This is a genomic window from Mycobacterium sp. H4Y (assembly GCF_000364405.1).
GTDB lineage: Bacteria > Actinomycetota > Actinomycetes > Mycobacteriales > Mycobacteriaceae > Mycobacterium > Mycobacterium intracellulare.
This window is the reverse complement of sequence record NZ_AKIG01000001.1, coordinates 1,930,241-1,952,614: the sequence shown is the minus strand read 5'-3', so window position 1 is coordinate 1,952,614 and position 22,374 is coordinate 1,930,241. Positions and strand designations below refer to the sequence as shown.

Genomic DNA, 22,374 nt, shown 5'->3' with positions numbered 1-22,374 from the left:
ACAGATTTCATCAATGTGGTCGCACTCAACATGCGGTTGAGCTGCGAACACGGCATACTTCTGTCAAGGCATCAGCAAACTGAAAACCGGTGTCAACCACAACTCTTAATCGCAAGGCGAGGCAGATGGAATTCCAATTAGTAGGAATGCGCTGCGCGGGGGAGCGCAGCACCTCGGCGAGAACACCGGCGCCGGCCGGCACGCGAACGGCGGCACGGGCTCACACATTCATCACGGTAGGGAGTGCAAGGCGATGACTGCGGTCGTTGAAGTACCACAGCCTGATGTAGAGGGCATCTCACAGCCCCAGGCGGTCGTCGTCGGCGTGATGGCCGGCACGGGCGTCCAGATCGGCGTCCTGCTGGACGCGAACGCCCCCGTCTCGGTGATGACCGACCCGTTGCTGAAGGTCGTCAACAGCCGGCTCCGCGAGCTCGGCGAGGCCCCGCTGGAGGCCACCGGCCGCGGCCGGTGGGCCTTGTGCCTGGTGGACGGCTCGCCGCTGCGGGCGACCCAATCGCTGAGCGAGCAGGACGTCTACGACGGCGACCGGTTGTGGATCCGGTTCATCCCGGACACCGAGCACCGCTCGCAGGTCATCGAGCACATCTCCACCGCGGTCGCGGCGAACCTCAGCAAGCGCTTCGCCGCCATCGACCCGGTGGTTGCCGTGCAGGTCGGTGCGTCGATGGTGGCCATCGGGGTGACGGCCGCGACCGGTTTGCTGGGCTGGTGGCGCTGGCACCACAACTCGTGGCTGCCGACCGTCTACGCGGGCGTGATCGGCGCGCTGATGCTGGGCGTTTCGCTGTTGCTGTTGATGCGGGCCACCACCCTGCAGGAGCGGCGCGTCGCCGACACCATGCTGTTGAGCAGCCTCGCGCCGGTGTCGGTGGCAGCGGCGGCCGCGCCGCCCGGCGGTGTGGGGTCGCCCCACGCGGTGTTGGGCTTCGGCGTGCTCACCATCGCCGCAATCCTCGCGCTGCGTTTCACCGGGCGTCGGCTGTCGATCTACACCGCGATCGTCACAGTCAGCTCGATCGCGGCGGTGGCCGCGTTGGCGCGGATGGTGGCCATGACCAGCGCCGTGACGCTGCTGACCTGCGTCGTGCTCGTATCGGTTCTGATCTACCAGAGCGCACCGGCGATCTCACGACGGCTGGCCGGCATCCGCCTGCCCGTCTTCCCGTCGGCCACCAGCCGATGGGTGTTCGAGGCCCGGCCCGACCTGCCCACCACCGTGGTGCGCAACGACGGCGGCCCCCCCGTTCTGGAGGGACCCGCCTCGGTCCGCGACGTCCTGACGCAGGCCGAACGCGCCCGCTCCTTCCTGTCGGGTTTGCTGATCGGGCTCGGCGTGCTGATGGTCGTCTCGCTGACCGCCCTGTCGGACCCGCACACCGGGCAGCGCTGGCTGCCGGTCCTGCTGGCGGGCTTCAGCGCGGGATTCCTGTTGCTGCGCGGCCGCTCGTACGTCGACCGCTGGCAGGCGATCACCCTGGCCGGAACCGGCGTGCTGATCGTCGGTGCCGTCGTGGTGCGGTACGCGCTCGTGTTGCAGTCTTCGCTTGCGGTCTCGATCTGCGCGGCGATTCTGGTTCTGGTGCCGGCGGCGGGGCTGACGTCCGCGGCCGTGGTGCCGAACACGGTCTACAGCCCGCTATTCCGCAAATTCGTGGAATGGATTGAATACCTCTGCCTGATGCCGATTTTCCCGCTGGCATTGTGGTTGATGAATGTCTATGCAGCAATCCGCTATCGCTGACCGCAAAGTGTGGCGTGGCCGCGCGACCGCCGCGACCGTCGCCGCTGCCCTGCTCGCCTCGGGCGCGTTGGCGAATCTGCCGCCCGCCTATGCGATTTCGCCTCCGACGATCGACGCGGCGGCGGTGCCGCCGGACGGCCCACCCGGGCCGGGCGCGCCCATGAAGCAGAACTCGTACTGCACCGAGGTGGGCGTGCTGCCCGGGACCGACTTTCGGCTGCAGCCCAAATACATGGACATGCTGAACCTGCAGGAGGCGTGGCAGTTCGGTCGCGGCGCCGGCCAGAAGGTGGCCGTCATCGACACCGGCGTCACGCCGCATCCGCGGTTTCCGCACCTGATCCCGGGTGGCGACTACATCATGTCCGGCGACGGGCTGTCCGACTGCGACGCGCACGGCACCCTCGTGGCGTCGATGATCGGCGCGGCGCCGGCCAACGGCGCCGGGGTACCGCCGGCGGCACCGCGCAAGCCGGTCACCATTCCCACCACGGAGCCGCCGCCGAAAGCGCCGCCGCCGCAGACGGTGACCCTGTCGCCGCTGCCCCAGACCGTGACGATGGTGCCCCCGCCGCCCCAGGAGCAGCCTGCTCCAGGCCCCTTCGGGGCGCCCCCGCCGCCACCGGCGCCGCCGCAGCCCGGCGGACCGCCCCCCGGGCCGCCCCAAGGTGGGCAGGCCCCGGCGGGCAACCACGGAACCGGCACGGTGACCATCCCCGGCTACTCCGGTGGCGGGCACGTGGTCACGGTCGACAATCCGCGCCCGCTCGACCCGCCGCCGCCGGCACCGCCGCCACCCGCACCCACCAAGGGCGGACCGGACGCGTTCAGCGGGATCGCGCCGGACGTCGACATCATCGCGATCCGGCAGTCCAGCCAGGCCTTCGGCCTCAAGGACGCCTACACCGGCGATGAGGATCCGCAGACGTCGGCGAAGATCGACAACGTCCAGACGATGGCGCGGGCGATCGTGCACGCCGCCAACATGGGCGCGTCGGTCATCAACATCTCCGACGTGACATGCATGAGCGCGCGCAACGTCATCGACCAGCGCTCGCTGGGCGCCGCGGTCCGCTACGCGGCGGTCGACAAGAACGTCGTCATCGTGGCCGCGGCCGGCGATACCAGCAAAAAGGACTGCAAGCAGAACCCGCCTCATGATCCGTTGCAGCCCAACGATCCTCGCAACTGGAATGCCGTCACCACCGTCGTGACGCCGTCCTGGTTCAGCGACTACGTCCTGACCGTCGGCGCCGTCGACGAAGAAGGGCGCCCGCTGAGCCAGGGCAATCAGGGCCAGGCGTCGACGAGCGTGGCCGGGCCGTGGGTGGGCATCGCCGCGCCCGGGACGGACGTCGTCGGGCTGTCGCCGCGGGACGACGGGCTCATCAACGCGATCGACGGACCGGACAACACGCTGCTGGTTCCGTCCGGCACCAGCTTCTCCGCGGCGATCGTATCGGGGGTGGCGGCGCTGGTGCGCGCCAAGTTCCCGCAGCTGTCGGCGTATCAGGTCATCAACCGGCTGACGCGCACCGCCCGCGCGCCCGCGCGCGGAGTGGACAACCAGGTCGGCCACGGGGTCGTCGACCCGGTCGCGGCGCTGACCTGGGACGTGCCCGACGGTCCGGTGAAGCCGCCGCAGCAGCTGTCGGCGCCGCTGACCGTTCCGAAACCCGCCCCGCCGCGGGATATGGTGCCAGTATGGGTCGCCGCCGGAGGATTGTTCGTGGCGCTGCTCATCGGCGGCGGGGTGTTCGGCACGGCGATGCTGATGAAGCGATCACGGAAACAGCAATAGGGGCGGAGCAGCAGCACTCATGAAGGCACAGCGCAGGTTCGGGTTGTCTTTGTCGTGGTCGCGGCTGACCACGGTGTTCCTGGTCGACGTCGTGATCATGGCGGTGGCCAGCCACTGCCCGGAGTCCTGGCAGGGCACCTACCGCATCGCGTTCTGGGTGGGGGTGGGTCTGGCCGTGCTGGTCGCGCTGCTGTCGCTGGTCACCTACCACGGCCTGACGGTGACGTCGGGGATTGCGACCTGGCTGTGGGACTGGTCCGCCGACCCGGGCTCCGCGCTGGCCGCCGGCTGCACCCCGGCGATCGATCACCAACGCAGATTCGGCCGCGACAAGGTCGGCGTGCGCGAGTACCAGGGCCAGCTCGTCACGGTGATCGCCGTCAACGGCGGCGAGGACGACCCGGCGTCGCGCCACCGCCACCGGTCGTCCCGGCCCACCTTGCTGGTGCAGGCCGTCGCCTCGGGGCTGCGCCAGTTCGACATCCACCTCGACGACGTCGACATCGTGTCGGTGAAGGTGCGCCGCGGCGGGAATGCCGCCGAGTTGTCCAAGCTCGACGACTGGGGCCCCGAGGAATGGGAGGTGGCGAACGATCAGCCCACCTCCTACGTGCGCAGGACCTGGCTGGTGCTGCGGATGAACCCGCAGCGCAACGTGGCCGCCGTGGCGGCCCGCGATTCGCTGGCGTCGACCCTGGTGGCGGCCACCGAACGGCTCGCCCAAGATCTCGACGGGCTGACCTGTGCGGCAAGGCCGTTGACCGCCGAGGAGCTCGCCGAAGTCGACCGCGCGGTGCTCGCCGACCTGGAGCCGACGTGGAGCCGTCCGGGATGGCGCCGCCTCAAGCACTTCAACGGGTTCGTGACGAGCCTGTGGCTGACGCCGTCGGACATCACCACCGACAAGCTCGAGGAGCTTTGGGAGGACGACACTTTCGCCACGGTGCTGACCATCCGGCTCACGTCTCGCGGCGGCCGTCCGCAGGTGTCGGCGTGGGTGCGTTATCACACCGAGAAGCGGCTGCGCCGAAACGTGTCGTCGGGGCTGAACCGCCTCACCGGTCGTCAGCTGGCCGCGGTGCGGGCCAGCCTGCCCGCCCCGACGGCCCGCCCGCTGCTATCCGTGCCGAGCCGTCCGTTGCGCGCCGACGACGATGAGCTCTCGCTGTCCGTCGACCAGCTGCGAGGGAGCTCGGCGGGCGTACCTGTAGCGCAATGACGAGGCCCCAATCAACCGCCGAAGGCGCCCGTAACGCGATGGTCGCCGGCCTGTTGGCGTCGGGCGTGTCGGTCAACGGGCTGCAACCCAGCCACAACCCGCAGGTTGCATCGCAGATGTTCACCACGGCGACCAACCTGGACCCGTCGATGTGCGACGCCTGGCTGGCGCGGATGCTGGCGGGGGAGCAGAGCCTCGACGTGCTCGCCGGCGCCTGGTCGTCGATCCGGACGTTCGGGTGGGAGACCCGCCGCCTCGGGGTCACCGAGTTGCAGTTCCGCCCGGAGGTCTCCGACGGGCTGTTCCTGCGACTGGCGGTGACCAGCGTGGAGTCGCTGGCGTGCGCCTACGCGGCCGTGCTTGCCGAGGCCAAACACTATGCGGAAGCGGCGAAGCTGCTCGACGGAGTCGAACCCCGCCAGGCCTTCGACGAGGAGCTGGTCAGCTACGTGCGCGGCGTGCTGTACTTCCGCACCGGGCGGTGGCCGGACGTGCTCAACCAATTCTCCGAGGGCAAGGGATGGCGTCAGCCCGAGCTGAAGGCCGCAGGGGCGGCGATGGCCACCACCGCCCTGGCCTCGCTCGGCGTGTTCGAGGAGGCGTTGCGCCGCGGCCAGGACGCCATCGAAGGCGACCGGGTACCGGGCGCGGCCAACATCGCCCTGTACACGCAGGGCATGTGCCTGCGCCACCTGGGCCGCGAGGACGAGGCCGTCGAGCTGCTGCGGCGCGTCTATTCGCGCGATCCCAAGTTCACCCCCGCGCGCGAGGCGCTGGACAACCCGAACTATCGCCTGATCCTGACCGACCCCGAGACGATCGAGGCCCGCACCGACCCGTGGGACCCCGACAGCGCGCCCACCCGCGCTGAGGCGGAGGCCGCCCGTCACGCCGAGGAGGCGGCGAAGTACCTGGCCGAGGGCGATGCCGAGCTCAACGCCATGCTGGGCATGGAGCGGGCCAAGCGGGAAATCAAGCTGATCAAGTCGACGACGAAGGTGAACCTGGCGCGCGCCAAGATGGGCCTGCCGGTGCCGGTGACGTCGCGCCACACCTTGCTGCTCGGTCCTCCGGGAACCGGAAAGACCTCGGTGGCAAGGGCTTTCAGCAAACAGCTGTGTGGGTTGACGGTGCTGCGCAAACCGGTGGTCGTCGAGACCAGCCGCACCAAGCTGCTGGGCCGGTACATGGCCGACGCGGAGAAGAACACCGAGGAGATGCTCGAGGGCGCCCTGGGCGGCGCGGTGTTCTTCGACGAGATGCACACCCTGCACGAAAAGGGCTACCAGCAGGGCGACCCCTACGGCAACGCGATCATCAACACGTTGCTGCTGTACATGGAGAACCATCGCGACGAGCTGGTCGTCTTCGGGGCCGGCTACGCCAAGGCCATGGACAAGATGCTCGAAGTGAATCAGGGTCTGCGGCGGCGCTTTTCGACGGTGATCGAGTTCTTCAGCTACACCCCGGACGAACTGGTCGCGCTGACCCGGTTGATGGGCCAGGAAAACGAAGACGTCATCACCGATGAATCGGCGCAGGCCCTCCTGCCGTCCTACACCAAGTTCTATCTCGACGAAACGTATTCGGAAGACGGCGATCTCATTCGCGGCATCGACACGCTGGGCAATGCCGGTTTCGTGCGCAACGTGGTGGAAAAGGCCCGCGATCACCGCAGTTTCCGCCTGGACGACGAGGACCTGGATGCGGTCCTGGCCAGCGACGTGACCGAATTCAGCGAGCGCCAACTGCTGCGGTTCAAGGAGCTGACCCGCGAGGATCTCGCCGAGGGCCTGAACGCGGCGGTCGCCGAGAAGGCGAACTAGCCGGCTAGCGGCTACGCGCTGGTGCGCGGTTGTGTTGCACGTCAATTTGACTCGGCGTAGCCCGAGTGCCACCATGGCCTGTGCAAGCACCTCGCTAGGTGAGGCGTCTGCACGGACATAGGCCACTGACCTCGAACGTCGAGAGACGCCCAGGGTCAGGACAGCTCCTCCCGGATTAAGGGTTGAGCCCAAGTGGCTTCCGGCTCTGGTGACCGGATACGCCGTGTGGTGCCGAAGCTCTGACGAGAGGGGTGCGCGCCCAACGATTCTCGCGTTGGGTTCCTATCCCCGCGTGCAACGTATGGCATCCCCGTATGCCCTGGCCGCGAGGAGGTGAGAGCGGAATGAGTCCCGGTGATAGTCCGTATCCCAGATCGATGACCATTTCGTTGCGATCCGACCCCGGCCACTTTCGTAGCCTGAATCGGCTCCTTCCACATATTCTCGCGCACGCCAACGCATTACGCGTGCGTGCGCGAGTGTGCGCGGAATTAGCCTGATTCGGGCGAACCACGGCTGAGTTCGGTCTCTGCTGTGAGGAGAACTCCGATGTCGTTTCCCATGTCGTGCTGCCAGTTAGCAGTGTTAGCGGCAACACAATTCAGCATCGACGCCATGTGCCGCACCTCGAGGGCGCGGGCGCTGGCCGACACCATCGCGACCGGCTAGGGGAGGGGCCCGAAATGTTCGTGGACTTCGCAACGCTCCCACCCGAAATCAACTCCGCGCGTATGTATGCCGGGCCCGGGTCGGGCCCGATGCTGGTTGCCGCGTCGGCGTGGAACGGGTTGGCCGCGGAATTGCGTTCGGCCGCACTGTCGTACGGGTCGGCGCTCTCTTCGCTGACGAGCGAGGAATGGCACGGCCCGGCATCGTCGGCGATGGTCGCGGCCGCGACGCCGTACGTGGCGTGGATGAGCGCGACCGCCACCCAAGCCGAGCAGGCCGCGACCCAGGCCGAAGCCGCCGCCGCGGCCTACGAGGCCGCGTTCGCGGCCACCGTGCCACCGCCGGCGATCGCGGCCAACCGCGCGCAGCTGGCGACGCTGATCGCCACCAACGTGCTGGGCCAGAACACGCCCGCCATCGCGGCCACCGAGGCGCAGTACGGCGAGATGTGGGCCCAGGACGCGGCAACCATGTACGGCTACGCCGGCTCCTCGGCCGCCGCCACCCGCCTGCCCATGTTCACCGATCCCACGCAAACCACCAGCCAGGACGGCCAAGCCCGCCAGGCCGCCGCGGTCGCCCAGGCGACGGGCACCTCCGCGGGAAACCAGCAGGCGACCGTGTCGCAGCTGAACACCGCCGTGCCCAACGCGCTGCAGACCCTGTCGTCGCCGACGGAATCGTCGACCGGATCGACGTCGGGCCTGTCGTCGATCCTGGACCCGAACAGCAATTTCTGGAACACGATCACGTCGACCGGCGCGCTCGACCCGGCGCAGGTGGTGCAGACCGTAACGAGTTCGACGCTGATCGGCGCCAGCACCGGCGCCCTCAACGACCTGGCGAGCGGCGCGCCGGTGGCGACCGGCATCGGAACAAGCGCCCAGGGACTGTCGGGGTTGGCGGGGGTGGGCAATGCCGGCGCGTCGGTCTCGGCGGGACTGGGCCGCGCGTCCCTGGTCGGCCCGCTGTCGGTGCCGCCGAGCTGGGCCCCGCCCGCGCCGGTCGCCAGTCCGTTGCCGTCGGCGCTGGGCGGCACCCCGATGGTGGCCCCGCCCCCGGCGATGGCGGCCGGCATGCCCGGCATGCCGTTCAGCCCCATGGGCAACCATGGACTCGGACGCGCCGTCCCGCAGTACGGATTCCGGCCGAACTTCGTGGTGCGCCCGCCCGCCGCCGGGTAGCTCTCGGGCACGTGCGCCGTTGGCTTCGGCCGAAAACCGTTACCGCCCGGATCTTTACAACGGCACATGGAAAAATGCGGTGCCGATTGCAGCGCCGCCGTGCGCCGAGAGGTCTGTGTCACGCTCGAAAGCCGCTGCGCCCTACGGGAATTCGTCCCACAGGAAATTGTCAGTGGCCCACCAGCGCCACAGCAGACTGGCCGCGTCTAGTGGTATGAACGGACCCTACGACACAGCGTGACCACACCCGCCCGGTTCGGCGATGACGACGCCGTCGGCTCGAACTGGGGCTTAATCGCATTTCGCGCAAATGGCGCGGAATCGCGCCTTTGGCAATTCCGAAAGCCGGAACTCATCGTCGATAAAGAAAGTTTTTAGCCGTCGCGTTGCGTCTCAATGCGGACACCGTCGAAGCAATACATCAGCACGCCCAACCCCGCCCGTCGCGCGCATACCGGGTGATATGCGCCACTAATCGAAAGTCTGTCATGCGCCGTTCTCACACCGGTCCCGATGGCCGCGACATCGATGTTTTACACGGCTTTACCTGGCGGGAACGCCGCCTGAATACCAACGGTGCAACATCTTTATTGCGATAGCAGCGTGGCTTGACTACTCATTCATCCGCCCTTTATGGCGCCGGTTTGCAGCTAGGAGAGTAGGGCTTGCTGTCTTCCAACCGACGGAATGTGCGTCCGCATTCGAAGGCTTGTTTCGTGAATTCCCTTCCAGGCGCGAGTTTGTCGAGCCCGCGATGCCGCGCTGGGCGTGGCCGAGACTCGAGGAGGACCTGAATGCTGGACTTCGGCGCATATCCGCCGGAATACAACTCGGCCCGGATGTATGTCGGCGCGGGATCGGGCCCGCTGCTGGCCGCCGCCGCGGCCTGGGACGAGCTGGCCGCGGAATTGCAGACGACGGGCGCGTCGTACAGCTCGACCATCGAGACCCTCGCGACGGGCCCCTGGACGGGCCCCTCGTCGCTGGCGATGGCGGCCGCGGCCGCCCCGTATGTCGCGTGGATGCACGCCACCGGGGCGCAGGCCGAGGAGGCCGGCGCGCGGGCCAAGCTCGCCGCCGGCGCCTACGAGACGGCATTCGCGGCCACCGTGCCGCCGCCGGTGATCGCGGCCAACCGCGCCCTGCTCGCCACGCTGGTAGCCACCAACATCCTGGGCCAGAACACCCCGGCGATCGCCGCGACCGAGGCCCACTACATGGAGATGTGGGCGCAGGACGCCGCCGCAATGTACGGGTATGCGGCGTCCTCGGCGAGCGCGTCGGCGCTGACACCGTTCGCACCGCCACCGCGCACCACCAACGATTCGGCCGGGCCCGCCCAAGCCGCCGCGGTCGCCCAGAGTAGCGGGCAGTCCGGTTCCAACACCGCCACCCAGCTGTCGCAGCTGAGCGGCACGCTGCAGCCTGCGGCGCAATCCGTGGCGAACGCCGGCTCGTCGGGAACGTCGTCCGCCGAACTGACGACGCCCAGTTTCATCACCAACTGGAACGAGTTCTGGTCGGTGGTGACCGGGGTGTACTCGCCGCAGTCGTGGACCACCATCCCCGGCGGCCCGTTCCTGTCGTTCGGCCAGGCGTACGCCTGGGGACAGAACGGGCAGGGTGCGGCCGCCTATCTGGCTGGGCCGAAAGCCATCTCGGGCGCGTTGGCCCCGCTCACCAGTGGCGCCAACGCCGTCAAGCCCATGCTCAGCTCCGCGATCGGGGCGGGGCAGGTCTCGGGGTCGATGGGCAAAGCCGCTCTGGTCGGCGGCACGTCGGTCCCGCAGGGCTGGACGGAAGCCGCCCCGGCGATACGGACGCTCGCCCAGGGGTTGCCGACGAACCTGGCGGCGGCGCCGGCCGCGTTGGCCGGCGAGGAGGGCGTGTTCAGCCAGATGGCCCTGTCGAGCTTGGCCGGACGCGCCGTGGCGGCCGCCGCAACCCGTCCGGTCGGCGGCGCCGCGACGGCGATGGGAGCGCTGGGCGGTGTTGCCGCGGAAGCCGATCCGGCCGCAGCCACCATCATCGTGATCCCCTGCATCGAGGAATGACCGCGATGACCAAACCGCATGGCCGCCAGTCGCTTTCGCTCGAATGTCGAGGCAGGGGGTAGCAGGGATGTTTTACGGAGCCTTTCCGCCGGAGTTCAATTCGGGCCGGATGTACAGCGGTCCGGGCGCCGGATCGCTGGTGGCAGCGGCGACGGCCTGGCAGAGCCTGGCCACCGAATTGCAGTCCACCGCGACGTCCTATGCGGCGACGATCTCGAGCCTGACCGCCGGGCCCTGGGCGGGTCCGTCATCGTTGGCCATGGCGTCCGCGGCGGCCCCGTACGTGGCCTGGATGCAGCAAACCGCCGCCGCCGCCGCACAATCCGCGACCCAGGCCACCGAGGCGGCGGCCGCCTACGAGACGGCCTTCGCCGCCCATGTGCCGCCGGCGGTAATCGCCGAAAACCGGGCGCTGCTGGCGCAATTGGTGGCGACGAACCTCTTCGGGCAGAACACGTCCGCGATCGCCGCGAACGAGGCCCAATACGGCGAGTTCTGGGCGCAGGACGCCACGGCGATGGACACCTACTTCGCGTCCTCGGCGACCGCTTCCAATAAGTTGACGGAGTTCAGCCCGGCTCCCCAGACCACCAGCGCGGCGGCCGAACCGATGCAAGCGGCCGCGGTGACGTCGGCCGCCAGCACCCCCGCCGCCAACGTGGCGAATGCCGCGGCGACGGCGGCGACCACCACGCTGCCCTACAGCGGGCCCTTCTCCGGCGCGGCGAACCTGGCGTACCTCTATCAGACGTTCATGACCAATCTCTTCAACACCGTCCCGGGCGGGGCGAGCTTCTATACCGCGATGTACAACGCCGTGAAGGTGCCGCTGGGCCTGACCACCCAGTTCAACGACGTCGGATTGTTGGTCAACTTTCCGTTGTCGCAGTGGCTCAAATTCGCCCCTCCCATCGCGTACGGTGCGTTGCCCAAGGACGCTCTCGGCGCGGGGCTCGGGGCGTTGGGCTTCGGTCGGGGCACGCTGTACAGCGCGATCAACCCCATCGCCGGCATGGGCAATGCCGGCACCCTGGTGGGCAAGCTCTCGATCCCGCCCAGCTGGGCCACGGCCACGCCGTCGGTCAGGACCGTCGCCGCCGCCCTGTCGGCCGCCGGGACCGAGGCCGTGCCGGCGGCGGCGCTGGGCGAGGGAAGCCTGTTCAGTTCGATGGGCCTGGCCGGGATGCTGGGCAGCGCGCTGGGCTCCGGGGGGCCCACCGTGGTCCGCGGCGGGGTGCGCAACCGGATGGCCGCGATCAAGGACCTCAAGGACAAGCAATCACCCGAACAGCTGAAACGCCTTGTCGCACAGATCTCGGAGAAACCCGAAAGCGTGCAGCACCACGACGTCGATCAGGAAAACCTCGACGCGCTGCTCGAGCAGCTGGCCAAGAAGCCCGGCATCCACGCGGTGCATCTGAAGAAGGGGGACAAGTCCAAAGTCCTGCCGACGGATGCCCAGTTGGGTTAGGGGACAAGGCAATCGATGTTCACGCAGCGACCGCGCGTGAGGACGGAAGGTGGACAGTGATGATAAGACTACTGGCACTCCTGAGTGCCTTCGCGACGATTGGCCTTGCCGCGCCGGCTTACGCCGATCCCGGGCCGGAACCGAGTGGTGACGACGGAGGCTTCATCGCGGCGCTCCACCAAGCCGGCTTCAGCTTTGCCACGCCGGGTTCGGCCGTCGCCGCCGGGCGGGCGGTGTGCTCGTGTTTGAACAACGGCGAACCCGGCCTGGAGGTCGTCCACGACGTGAAAACCCACAACCCCGGCATGGACATGGAGATGGCATCCAATTTCGCCCTGCTTTCCGCGAAGTTCTACTGCCCCAACCAACTCTCCAAGGCCTGACCCGTCGGCCGTCCGCCTGGGCGGCCGAACGCCTCGCCGCCGCATGGGAGAATCACGAGTCATGAGACTGCTGGCGGCGCTGGGCGTCGGCGTTTCGGTCGCCCTCGGTCTGACCCCGCTCGCGCACAGCGACCCGGGGACGACCGGCGGCGACGAGGCCGCTTTTCTCGCGTCGCTGCGCGGCGTTGGCATCACGTACTCGACCCCGGATGGGGCGATAAAGTTCGCCAAAGCCGTGTGCGTGTCGATGGCAAACGGCGAGTTGGGTCCCCAAATGGTGGACGAATTGAAGAGCCAAAACCCCGGACTCACCGACGACCACGCGACGTCGTTCTTGGCGATTGCGGCGAAATTCTATTGCCCGCAGCAACTTAACAGAAGGTAGCCCCGTAGCAGGCGGCCTCCCTGCGCGTCTGAGACGCGAAATCCCTTGCGCTTAGCGAACATTCACGCCGCAGGCGTCCGAGGTCGGTGGAGCCGGCCCCGGCGCCGAATGCCGATCCTGAGAATTTCTCAGTCGAAGGACGCGTTGGAGCGGCGCCGGTGCAACACATGGAATACACATATGCTCCACCGGCGAATCTCATGAATTCCATTTGAGCCGTGGCCTGTTTGCGGGAAGGCCACATATTCGCTCCTACCCTGGCGCCAGAGGAGGACGGGAGGCAACGGGTGGACTTCGGGGCGCTGCCACCAGAGGTCAATTCAGGACGGATGTACGTGGGTGCCGGATCGGGGCCCCTGCTGGCCGCCGCCGCGGCATGGGATGCGCTGGGAGCCGAACTGTATTCCTACGCGGCGGCCTGCAGCTCGACGATCGCCGGCATGACCGTTGGGTCCTGGCTGGGACCGGCGGCGGCGTCGATGAGCGCCGCGGCCGCGCGCTACGTGGCATGGGCCACGGCGACGGCCGCCCAGGCTGAGCAGGTGGCGACCCAGGCCAGGCTCGCCGCCGCGGCCTACGAGACCGCGTTCGCGGCGACGGTGCCCCCACCGGTGATCGCCGCCAACCGCAGTCTCTTGATGACGCTGATCGCCACGAACATCCTCGGCCAGAACACCGCGGCCATCGCGGCGGCCGAAGCGGAGTACGCCGAGATGTGGGCCCAGGATGCCGTGGCGATGTATGCCTACGCCGCCTCGTCGGCCGCGGCCACGCGGCTGACGCCCTTCACCGAGCCGCCGCGGACCACCGATTCGTCCGCGGTGGCACGACAATCCGCGGCGATCGCGCAAAGTGCCGCCTCGGACATCCGGTCCGAGCTGTCGGCCTTGATCAACGTGACGCCGACGATGCTGCAAGGACTTGCGGCGACCCCGTCGGCCGCGGCGGCGACGCCGGCGGCATCGATCATCGAAGCCATTTACCCCATCACGGCCGCCCTGCGGCCCTTCTTCGCGGCCGTCACCGGCGCGTACAGCCCCATTGGCGCGATCATCGTGCCCGGCGGATGGTGGCTGCTGTCGCTGCAGGCTCTGGGTCTGTCCCAAAACGCGCCGGGTGTCGCCGAACTGTTGGGCGGCGGAAAGGCCATCGCCGGGGGGCTGTCGCCGCTTGCGCCGCTGCGGGGCGGTTACGTCTCCGCGGTGACACCGGAGATCGGGGGCGTGGCCGGGTCGATGGGCCGCGCGACCCTGGTCGGATCCCTGTCGGTTCCGCAGGGCTGGGCCACCGCCGCCCCCGTCATGAAGACGGTCGCGTCGGTACTGCCGGGCGCGAGTTTAGGAGCCGCCCCGGCGATGACCGCCACGTCGCAGGGGGCGATGTTCGGCGAGATGGCCATGGCGAGCGTGGCCGGACGCGCGCTGGCGGGCGCGGGCGTGCGCACCGTCAGCAACGGCACGACCGGCGTCGCCGCGGCGGCCACCGACGGCGTCGCGACCACCGCCACGATCATCGTGGTGCCGGCGGATTGATGGGCCTTGACATGACACCAATGGCATTGAGCCAGCGGACCGCGGGGGACGACCGATGTCTTCGGTGACCTCACCGCCGCAAACGTCGGCGATTTACGGCATGTTTGCCGGCACTCCCGGTTCGTCGGCGGCCAGCGGCCCGGGTGGCGCGGGAAGGGCACGCCGATGAATTTCGCAGTGCAGCCACCCGAAATCACCTCCGGCCAGATGTACACCGGCCCTGGGGCGGGACCGATGCTGGCGGCCGCCGCCGCCTGGGAGGCGTTGGCCGCCGAGCTGCAGTCCACGGCGTCGTCCTACGGTGCGATCGTCGAGGGCCTGGCCAACGAGGCGTGGGCCGGCCCGTCGGCGGTCGCGATGGCCGCCGCGGCCGCGCCCTACGTGGCATGGATGTCGGAGACCTCGGCGCAGGCCAAGACGGCGGCCGTGCAGGCCACGGCGGCGGCGGGCGCCTACGAGAGCGCCTTCGCGGCGGTGGTGCCGCCGACCGAGATCGCGGCCAACCGCGTCCGGCTGGCAACGCTGTTGGCAAGCAACGCCTTCGGGCAGAACACCGCCGCGATCGCCGCCACCGAGGCCGAATACGCGGAAATGTGGGCCCAGGACGCCGCCGCGATGTACGCCTACGCCGGCGCGTCGGCGGCCGCCACGCGACTGGCACCGTTCACCGAGCCGCCCCAGACCACCAACGAAACCGGGATCGCCGCGCAGGCGGCCGCGCTGGGCGAGGCCACCGGCGTGGCAAGCGGCACCGCCGCGGCCACGGACGCGGCGGCCCCGCCGTCGGGCATCTTCAGTGACCTGCTCGAGGCCATCGGCAACGCGTCCCGCGGTTACATGGAGTTCTGGGACCAGGTGCTCAACACCCTGACCGGGTCGCCGTTGGCCGGGACGACGTGGCAGAACACCTTCGGGATCCTCGCTGACATCGGCCGGTTCAGCACCGTCGCCAACGACAGCATGAGCCCGATCAACCTCGCGATGACCGAGTTCAAGATGTTCTACAACCTGCCGGTCGAGGGCCTGGACATCCCGAAGTCCGCGCTGGGGGCCGGGCTCGGGATGCGGTCGGCCGGCGCGGGCCTGACCAGCGCGGTATCGGCGGGCATGGGTGAGGCGAACGTGGTGGGCAAGCTGTCGGTGCCACCGGCCTGGGCGTCGGCCACCCCGGCGATCCGGCTGGCCAGCGGCCTGGCGCCGAGCGCCGGCATCGCCGCGGCGCCCGCGGCCGGAATCCCGGGCAGCCTGCTCGGTCAGATGGCGCTGGGCAGCCTGACCGGAGGCGCCCTCGGCGCCGTCACGCCGCAGGTCGTGAGCGGCGGGGGCGTGCGGGCCCGCGCCGGGGGAGCGACGAAGGCCGCCGAGCCCGTGAAACTCGACGACGTCATCGCCAAGCTGCAAAAACAACCGGAAGCCGTGCAGCACTGGAACGTCGACAAGGCCGGACTCGACGATCTGCTCGACCAATTGTCGAAAAAGCCCGGCATCCACGCGGTGCACGTGTCCAGCGGAGACAAGCCGAAGGTGACGTTGCCCGACGCCCGGCTCGGAAAGGCGGGATCGGCATGAAACGTTTCGCTGCGCTGCTCGGCGCCGTCGGCGTGATCGGTTTCGCGGCGCCCGCGCACGCCGAGCCGGAGGGTGACGATGCCGCGTTTTTGGCCAACCTCGACAGTTCCGGCATCACCTATAGCAGCCCCAGCCAAGTCATCACGTCCGCCAAGGCCGTGTGCGGGTTGATGGGCCGGGGCGAAACCGGTTTGCAGGTCGTCAGCGACATCAAGGATCAAAACCCCGGGATGACGATGGACGCCGCCGCCAAGTTCGCGGCACTCGCCTCGAGCGCCTACTGCCCCCACCACATCACGCCCAAAGCCGGTTAGCCTGAGACTCGTCCGCGGGGGATACCTCCCGACGTCGGCGGTTCGGTTGGGCTCCACTTGCGGTTAACCCGGATTTGGTTAGCTCCCTTCGCCGTCGAGCCACCGGGAAGGAGCGTGTCGTGGAAACGCTGAGCGCCGTCGATTTCGCGCTCCGCCTGGGCGTCGGCGTGGGTTGCGGCGCCCTCATCGGCCTGGAACGGCAGTGGCGGGCCCGCCGGGCCGGCCTGCGCACCAACGCGCTGGTTGCCGGCGGCGCAACCCTGTTCGTCCTGTACGCCGCGGCCACGTCGGATTCCAGCCCGACCCGGGTCGCGTCCTATGTGGTGTCGGGCATCGGCTTCCTCGGCGGTGGCGTGATCCTGCGGGAGGGCGTCAACGTTCGCGGCCTCAACACCGCCGCCACCCTGTGGTGTTCGGCGGCCATCGGCGTGCTGGCCGCTTCCGGGCACCTGGTCTTCGCGTTGATCGGCACCGGCACGGTCATCGGCATTCACGTGTTGGGGCGCCCTCTCGGCCGGTTGATCGACCGCGACAACAGTGCCGACGAAGACGAAAGCCTGCTGCCCTATCTGGTGCAGGTGGTCTGCCGCCCCAAGCACGAGAAATACGCGCGCGCCCAGATCGTCCAGCACGCCGGCGGCAACGACATCACGCTTCGCGGGATCCACACCGGGCATCCGGCCGACGACGAGATCACCTTGACCGCCCACCTGCTGATGGACGGCGACGCCCCCGCCCGGCTGGAGCGGCTGGTGGCCGAGCTATCCCTGCTGCCCGGCGTTCGCGCGGTCCAGTGGTACGCCGGCAACGACGTGCAGACCGACGATCGTCGCTGAGCGGCGCGGCGGTCGTCGTAGTCTTACCGGTGTGAGCGCCCTCTCCGGCTTCCTGTCCGCCTTGCCCCCGCAGATGCGGGACCCGGTGCTGCTCGCCATCCCGTTCTTCTTGCTGCTGCTGACCCTCGAATGGACCGCGGCCCGCAAGCTGGAACACCTCGCGGCCGACGCCGCGCGGCCCCCGTCGGGGGCGCACCGCACCCGCGACTCGCTGACCAGCATCTCGATGGGGCTGGTTTCGATGGCCACCACCGCCGGCTGGAAGACCCTGGCCCTGCTCGGCTACGCCGCGATCTATGCCTACGTGGCGCCGTGGCACCTTTCAGTGGCCACGTGGTACACGTGGGTGATCGCGATTCTCGGCGTCGACCTGCTGTATTACGCCTACCACCGGATCGCCCACCGGGTGCGGTTGATCTGGGCGACCCATCAGGCCCACCACTCCAGTGAGTACTACAACTTCGCCACCGCGCTGCGCCAGAAGTGGAACAACAGCGGCGAGATCTTGATGTGGATCCCGTTGCCGCTGTTGGGAATCCCGCCATGGATGGTGTTCTTCAGCTTCTCCGTGAACCTGATCTACCAGTTCTGGATCCACACCGAGCGCATCGACAAGCTGCCGCGGCCGTTCGAGTTCGTCTTCAACACGCCGTCGCACCACCGGGTGCACCACGGAATGGACAAGGTGTACCTCGACAAGAACTACGGCGGCATCTTCATCATCTGGGACCGGCTCTTCGGCACCTTCCAGCCGGAGCTGTTCCGCCCCCACTACGGCCTCACGAAGCAGGTGGACACCTTCAACATCTGGAAGCTGCAGACGCGCGAATACGTCGCGATCGCCCGCGACTGGCGAACCGCGACCCGGCTGCGGGACCGGCTGGGCTACGTGTTCGGTCCGCCCGGGTGGGCCCCGCGTACCGCCGGCCAGACCGATGCCGCCGCCGCGCTCGTGACCTCTCTGTAACATCGGCGCTGCGCGGCGCGAAAAGCTGAACGTGGAGGACGGTTACGCCGTAACCTCGACCTCCCGTCGGTGTCCGCCCGATGGATCGGAGTTCATGGTGCATCGCCTGGCAACGCGCGCCTTCGCCGCGTCGGTTACTGTCGCCGCGCTCGCCTCCTTGCTGCCGGCCGCGCCGGCAAGAGCCGATGTCCTGGTGTATCCGGGCATGGAGATACGCCAGGACAACCGCGTCTGCACGTTGGGATACGTCGACCCGGCCCTGAAGGTCGCGTTCACCGCGGGGCACTGCCGCGGTGGGGGCGGAGTGGTGACGGATCGGGGCGGCACCGTCATCGGCCGCCTGGCGGCCTTCCGGGACAACACCCCCAGCGGGACGACGGTGTCCACGAGCCAGGTGATCAACGATTACGAGGCGATCGTGCTGGACAACGACGTCACGGCGAACAACATCCTGCCGAGTGGTCGTCCGCTGGTCTCCGACCCCGGACTGGCGCTGGCGCCCGGGCAGCCGATCTGTCACTACGGCGTGATCACCGGGGAGACCTGCGGGACGGTGCAGAGCGTGAACAACGGCTGGTTCACCATGTCCAACGGCGTGCAGAGCCACAACGGCGACTCCGGCGGGCCGGTGTATCTGGCGCCCGGTGGCGGCCCGGGACAGCTCGTCGGGATCTTCAACAGCGTGTGGGGGGACTTCCCCGCGGCGGTGTCGTGGGGGGCCACCTCGCAGCAGGTTCGCGAGGATCTCGGGGCGCGGGACAACGCCCGTTAGGGCCCCGATCGGACGCCGTCAGCGCGCCTTGGTCAGCGCGAATACCGGAATCGTGGGCGCCGCGGCGCGGAACTCCTCGTCGCTGCTGTCCGGCGTCAGCCCCGCGACGTAGTCCTTGACCTGCCAGTACCACCGGGACAGGTAGCGCCGCAGCAGATCGGGTTTGGCCGCGTCGTCGACCTCCGTGGCGCGAACGCGGTGCCGGCGCCACCGGGGACCCACCTCGACGACGGCCGCGGCCCGGACGTTGCGCGCCCACTGGGTGTTGCCGCGGGGCGAGACCAGGTAGTCCACCTCGTCGACGGTCAGCAGGTTGACCACGACCGCGCGCTGCTTGCCCGACTTGCGGCCGCGAACGCGCAGCGCACGGGTGCCGGCGATGCTGATCCCCGCGTCGGCAAGCCAGCGGATCACCACGTTGGCCGCGCGGGCGGCCCGGTTCGGCTCCTCATAACGCGTGGGCATGGCGGGTCCTTCCGGCGAAGCTCCTCGGAACTAACGAGAGCGGCGCTCTCGCTTTTGATGACGCTGCCACACCCCGGTTCGGAAAGCAAGAGCAGCGTTCTCGGTTGTGTCAGACTGACCGCGTGGGCAAACGCCAGCAGTCGCGGGAACAGATCGAGGCGCGCATCATCGAACTCGGTCGCCGCCAGCTGGTGGAACGCGGTGCGGCCGGACTGTCGGTGCGCGCGATAGCCCGCGACCTGGGCATGGTCTCCTCGGCGGTGTACCGGTACGTCGCCAGCCGCGACGAGTTACTGACCTTGCTGCTGGTCGACGCCTATTCCGACCTGGCCGACACCGTGGAACGCGCCCGCGAAACCGTGGGAGAACTGTGGAGCGACGACGTCATCGCCATCGCGCGGGCGACCCGGCGGTGGGCCGTCGCGCACCCCGCGTGCTGGGCGCTCCTGTACGGCAGCCCGGTCCCCGGTTATCACGCGCCTCCGGAGCGCACGGTGGCCGTCGGCACCCGGGTCGTCGCGGCGTTGTTCGACGCCGTCGCGGCCGGAATCGCCACCGGGGACATCCGCCTGACCAATGACCTTGCGCCGCAACCGATGTCGTCGGACTTCGAACGCATCCGGCACGAATTCGGATTTCCCGGTGACGATCAGGTGCTTGCCAAGTGCTTTTTGTTGTGGGCCGGGGTGCTCGGTGCCATCAGCCTGGAGGTGTTCGGGCAATACGGCGCGGACACCCTGACCGACCCGGAAGCGATCTTCGACACCCAGGTGCGACTGCTGGTGGACGTGCTCGCCCAGCATTGACGCCTTGGAGCGCCGGCGGGACAGGGGCAGCGAATTAGAACGTGTTCACCCCGGGATTTCGGGCGCGGAACGATTCGGCATGGCAAAGTCGTTCGGCCCCTTTCTGGCGGCCCGGCGGCTGGACTATTGTGCGAGACGATGACCCCTCTTCTCGAGTCGCCGACGCAGATCGCCTGGGTTACCACCGACCTCGACGCGACAGAAACGGCGCTCACCGGCCTGTTAGGCGTCAGGAAGTGGGTGCGCATCCCCGACGTGCACTTTGCTCCGGACGCCTGCAGCTATCACGGCAAGCCCGCCGATTTCATCGCCAGTATCTCCCTGAGCTATCTCGGCGACATGCAGCTGGAGCTGATCCAACCGGTGCGGGGCGAGAACATCTATAGTGACTTTTTGCGCGAGTGCGGGGCCGGTTTGCACCACATCTGCATGGAGGCTGAAAGCCCCGAGCAATTCGAGGCGGTGCTGGTCCAGGCCGCCGAGCGGGGCGCCGCGGTCGTGCAGCAAGGCGTGATGCCCGGCGGAATCCAATTCGCCTACGTCGCGGCGCCGCAGGCGGGAGTGCCGTTTGTGGAGTTCGCATACATCGCGCCCGAAATGAGGGCGTTTTACGACTACATCAAACAGGAGCAGCGGCGATGAGCCGCGCCGGCGACGATGCAAAGCAGAGCGATGAGCAGGAGTGGCGCCAATGAGCACCGAGATACCGCCAACAGTCAGCGCCAACGACGTGACGTCGTGGTCCGACGAGGTCGACGTGTTGGTGATCGGCTTCGGCATCGCCGGCGGATGCGCCGCGGTCAGTGCGGCGGCCGAGGGGGCGCGGGTGCTGGTGCTCGAACGCGCGGCCGCGGCCGGCGGAACCACTTCCCTTGCCGGAGGGCACTTTTACCTCGGCGGCGGGACCGCGGTGCAGCAGGCGACCGGTCAGGACGACTCCGCCGAGGAGATGTACAAGTACCTCGTCGAGGTGTCGCGTGAGCCCGAACTCGACAAGATCCGCGCCTACTGCGACGGCAGCGTCGAGCATTTCAACTGGCTGGAAGACTTGGGCTTTCAGTTCGAGCGCAGCTACTACCCGGGCAAAGTCGTCGTGCCGCCGGGCACCGAGGGCCTCAGCTACACGGGCAACGAAAAGGTGTGGCCCTTCTGCGAGCGGGCCAAGCCGGCGCCGCGCGGGCACTCCGTGCCGGTCCCCGGCGAGCTGGGCGGCGCGGCCATGGTCATCGACCTGCTGGTGAAACGCGCCGACGCCCTGGGCGTGCAGACCCGCTACGAGACCGGGGCGACCAATCTGATCCTGGACGACGACGGCGCCGTGGTCGGCGTCGCCTGGAAGCACTTCACCGAAACGGGCGCCATCAAGGCCAAGGCCGTCATCATCGCGGCCGGTGGCTTCGCGATGAATCCGGAGATGGTCGCCGAGCACACTCCCGCTTTGGGCCAGCCGCGGCGCACCAAGCATCACGGGCTGGCGGCGCCTTACATCCTGGGCAACCCCAACGACGACGGGCTGTCCATCCGGATGGGGGTCTCGGCGGGCGGGGCCACCAAGCACATGGACGAGCTGTTCATCACCGCGGCGGCCTACCCGCCCGAAGTCCTGCTGACCGGTGTCATCGTCAACAAGGAGGGCAAGCGCTTCGTCGCCGAGGACTCCTACCATTCGCGCACGTCGGCGTTCGTGCTCGAGCAGCCGGAGCAGACCGCCTACCTGATCGTCGACGAGGCGCACACCGAGATGCCGGCGATGCCGCTGATCCGTTTCCTCGATGGCTACGAGACGATCGCGGAAATGGAAGCCGCGCTTGGCATCCCGGCCGGTAACCTCGCGGCCACGCTGGACCGCTACAACGAGTTCGCCGCCGCCGGTGAGGATCCCGATTTCCACAAGCAGCCGGAATTCCTTGCGCCGCAAGACAATGGGCCGTGGGCGGTGTTCGATTTGTCGCTCGGGCGCGCGATGTACTCGGGCTTCACGATCGGCGGCCTCGCGGTGACCGTCGACGGTGAGGTGCAACGGGACGACGGCACCGTGGTGCCCGGCCTGTATGCCGCCGGCGCCTGCGCGTCAAACCTCGCCCAGGACGGCAAGGGTTACGCCAGCGGGACACAGCTGGGTGAGGGTTCGTTCTTCGGGCGCCGCGCCGGAGCGCACGCGGCCCGAAGGGCCGGGGGAGCGTAGGCGCGCGACGACCCAGCGCCGGAGCGCACGCGGCGCGGCGGGCCGGGGGAGCGTAGGCGCGCGACGACCCAGCGCCGGAGCGCACGCGGCGCGGCGGGCCGGGGAGCGTAGGCGCGCGCCGACCCAGCGCCGGAACGCACGCGGCCCGAAGGGCCGGGGGAGCGTAGGCGC

Annotated in this window: 20 protein-coding genes and 1 riboswitch; of the genes, 19 read left to right on the top strand and 1 reads right to left on the bottom strand. The window is 68.8% G+C overall.

All coding sequences use genetic code 11. From position 1 onward, the window contains the following. Positions 1-253: 253 nt before the first annotated feature. From eccD to W7U_RS08695, 16 genes are all read left to right on the top strand, one after another. The gene (eccD, locus tag W7U_RS08765; protein ID WP_008257040.1) at positions 254-1,765 is read left to right on the top strand and encodes a type VII secretion integral membrane protein EccD; all 1,512 of its coding nucleotides are present in this window, start codon (positions 254-256) and stop codon (positions 1,763-1,765) included. After that, complete coding sequence (locus tag W7U_RS08760) at positions 1,743-3,566, top strand: type VII secretion-associated serine protease mycosin (RefSeq protein WP_008257037.1); 1,824 nt, start codon at positions 1,743-1,745, stop codon at positions 3,564-3,566. The genes eccD and W7U_RS08760 overlap by 23 nt, the downstream gene beginning before the upstream one ends. A 19-nt stretch (positions 3,567-3,585) precedes the next feature. After that, complete coding sequence (gene eccE / locus W7U_RS08755; protein WP_008257035.1) at positions 3,586-4,785, top strand: type VII secretion protein EccE; 1,200 nt, start codon at positions 3,586-3,588, stop codon at positions 4,783-4,785. Then, complete coding sequence (gene eccA5 / locus W7U_RS08750) at positions 4,782-6,611, top strand: type VII secretion system ESX-5 AAA family ATPase EccA5 (RefSeq protein ID WP_008257033.1); 1,830 nt, start codon at positions 4,782-4,784, stop codon at positions 6,609-6,611. Before eccE ends, eccA5 begins: the two co-directional genes overlap by 4 nt. Positions 6,612-6,694: 83 nt before the next feature. Next, positions 6,695-6,869, top strand: a riboswitch (M-box (ykoK) riboswitch). 425 nt (positions 6,870-7,294) lie between these two features. Continuing rightward, positions 7,295-8,464, top strand: a complete 1,170-nt coding sequence (locus W7U_RS08745; protein ID WP_008257028.1) for a PPE family protein — start codon at positions 7,295-7,297, stop codon at positions 8,462-8,464. A gap of 237 nt (positions 8,465-8,701) precedes the next feature. Continuing rightward, positions 8,702-8,842: a hypothetical protein gene (locus W7U_RS26435; RefSeq protein WP_168707683.1), complete on the top strand. Its 141-nt coding sequence runs from the start codon at positions 8,702-8,704 to the stop codon at positions 8,840-8,842. A 416-nt stretch (positions 8,843-9,258) separates the two neighbouring features. After that, entirely contained in the window at positions 9,259-10,518 is a 1,260-nt protein-coding gene (locus W7U_RS08740) for a PPE family protein (protein WP_008257027.1), read from the top strand. A 67-nt stretch (positions 10,519-10,585) separates the two neighbouring features. Beyond that, positions 10,586-11,989, top strand: a complete 1,404-nt coding sequence (locus tag W7U_RS08735) for a PPE family protein (protein WP_008257025.1) — start codon at positions 10,586-10,588, stop codon at positions 11,987-11,989. Positions 11,990-12,045: 56 nt separating this feature from the next. Continuing rightward, entirely contained in the window at positions 12,046-12,372 is a 327-nt protein-coding gene (locus W7U_RS08730) for a DUF732 domain-containing protein (RefSeq protein WP_080691201.1), read from the top strand. A gap of 61 nt (positions 12,373-12,433) precedes the next feature. Beyond that, complete coding sequence (locus W7U_RS08725) at positions 12,434-12,757, top strand: DUF732 domain-containing protein (RefSeq protein ID WP_008257020.1); 324 nt, start codon at positions 12,434-12,436, stop codon at positions 12,755-12,757. Positions 12,758-13,044: 287 nt separating this feature from the next. Next, complete coding sequence (locus tag W7U_RS08720) at positions 13,045-14,289, top strand: PPE family protein (RefSeq protein WP_036428900.1); 1,245 nt, start codon at positions 13,045-13,047, stop codon at positions 14,287-14,289. Positions 14,290-14,454: 165 nt separating this feature from the next. Continuing rightward, complete coding sequence (locus tag W7U_RS08715) at positions 14,455-15,858, top strand: PPE family protein (RefSeq protein ID WP_036428898.1); 1,404 nt, start codon at positions 14,455-14,457, stop codon at positions 15,856-15,858. Beyond that, positions 15,855-16,172 carry a DUF732 domain-containing protein gene (locus W7U_RS08710; protein ID WP_008257015.1) on the top strand — a complete coding sequence of 106 codons (318 nt, stop codon included), beginning with the start codon at positions 15,855-15,857 and terminating at the stop codon, positions 16,170-16,172. The genes W7U_RS08715 and W7U_RS08710 overlap by 4 nt, the downstream gene beginning before the upstream one ends. 119 nt (positions 16,173-16,291) lie before the next feature. After that, positions 16,292-17,008 carry an MgtC/SapB family protein gene (locus W7U_RS08705; protein ID WP_008257013.1) on the top strand — a complete coding sequence of 239 codons (717 nt, stop codon included), beginning with the start codon at positions 16,292-16,294 and terminating at the stop codon, positions 17,006-17,008. A gap of 31 nt (positions 17,009-17,039) precedes the next feature. Further along, the gene (locus W7U_RS08700) at positions 17,040-17,975 is read left to right on the top strand and encodes a sterol desaturase family protein (RefSeq protein WP_036428896.1); all 936 of its coding nucleotides are present in this window, start codon (positions 17,040-17,042) and stop codon (positions 17,973-17,975) included. Positions 17,976-18,069: 94 nt separating this feature from the next. After that, entirely contained in the window at positions 18,070-18,747 is a 678-nt protein-coding gene (locus W7U_RS08695) for a hypothetical protein (RefSeq protein ID WP_008257010.1), read from the top strand. A gap of 18 nt (positions 18,748-18,765) precedes the next feature. On the opposite strand, the gene W7U_RS08690 is transcribed toward W7U_RS08695, so the two are convergent. Next, a complete protein-coding gene (locus tag W7U_RS08690) occupies positions 18,766-19,212 on the bottom strand; it encodes a nitroreductase/quinone reductase family protein (protein ID WP_008257008.1) in 447 nt (148 codons plus the stop codon). A 122-nt stretch (positions 19,213-19,334) separates the two neighbouring features. On the opposite strand from W7U_RS08690, the gene W7U_RS08685 reads away from it, so the two are divergent. From W7U_RS08685 to W7U_RS08675, 3 genes are all read left to right on the top strand, one after another. Next, a complete protein-coding gene (locus W7U_RS08685) occupies positions 19,335-20,018 on the top strand; it encodes a TetR/AcrR family transcriptional regulator (protein ID WP_020822605.1) in 684 nt (227 codons plus the stop codon). A 138-nt stretch (positions 20,019-20,156) separates the two neighbouring features. Then, positions 20,157-20,660: a VOC family protein gene (locus W7U_RS08680; RefSeq protein WP_008257004.1), complete on the top strand. Its 504-nt coding sequence runs from the start codon at positions 20,157-20,159 to the stop codon at positions 20,658-20,660. 49 nt (positions 20,661-20,709) lie between these two features. Further along, entirely contained in the window at positions 20,710-22,203 is a 1,494-nt protein-coding gene (locus tag W7U_RS08675) for an FAD-binding protein (protein ID WP_008257003.1), read from the top strand. The last annotated feature ends 171 nt before the right edge of the window (positions 22,204-22,374 follow it).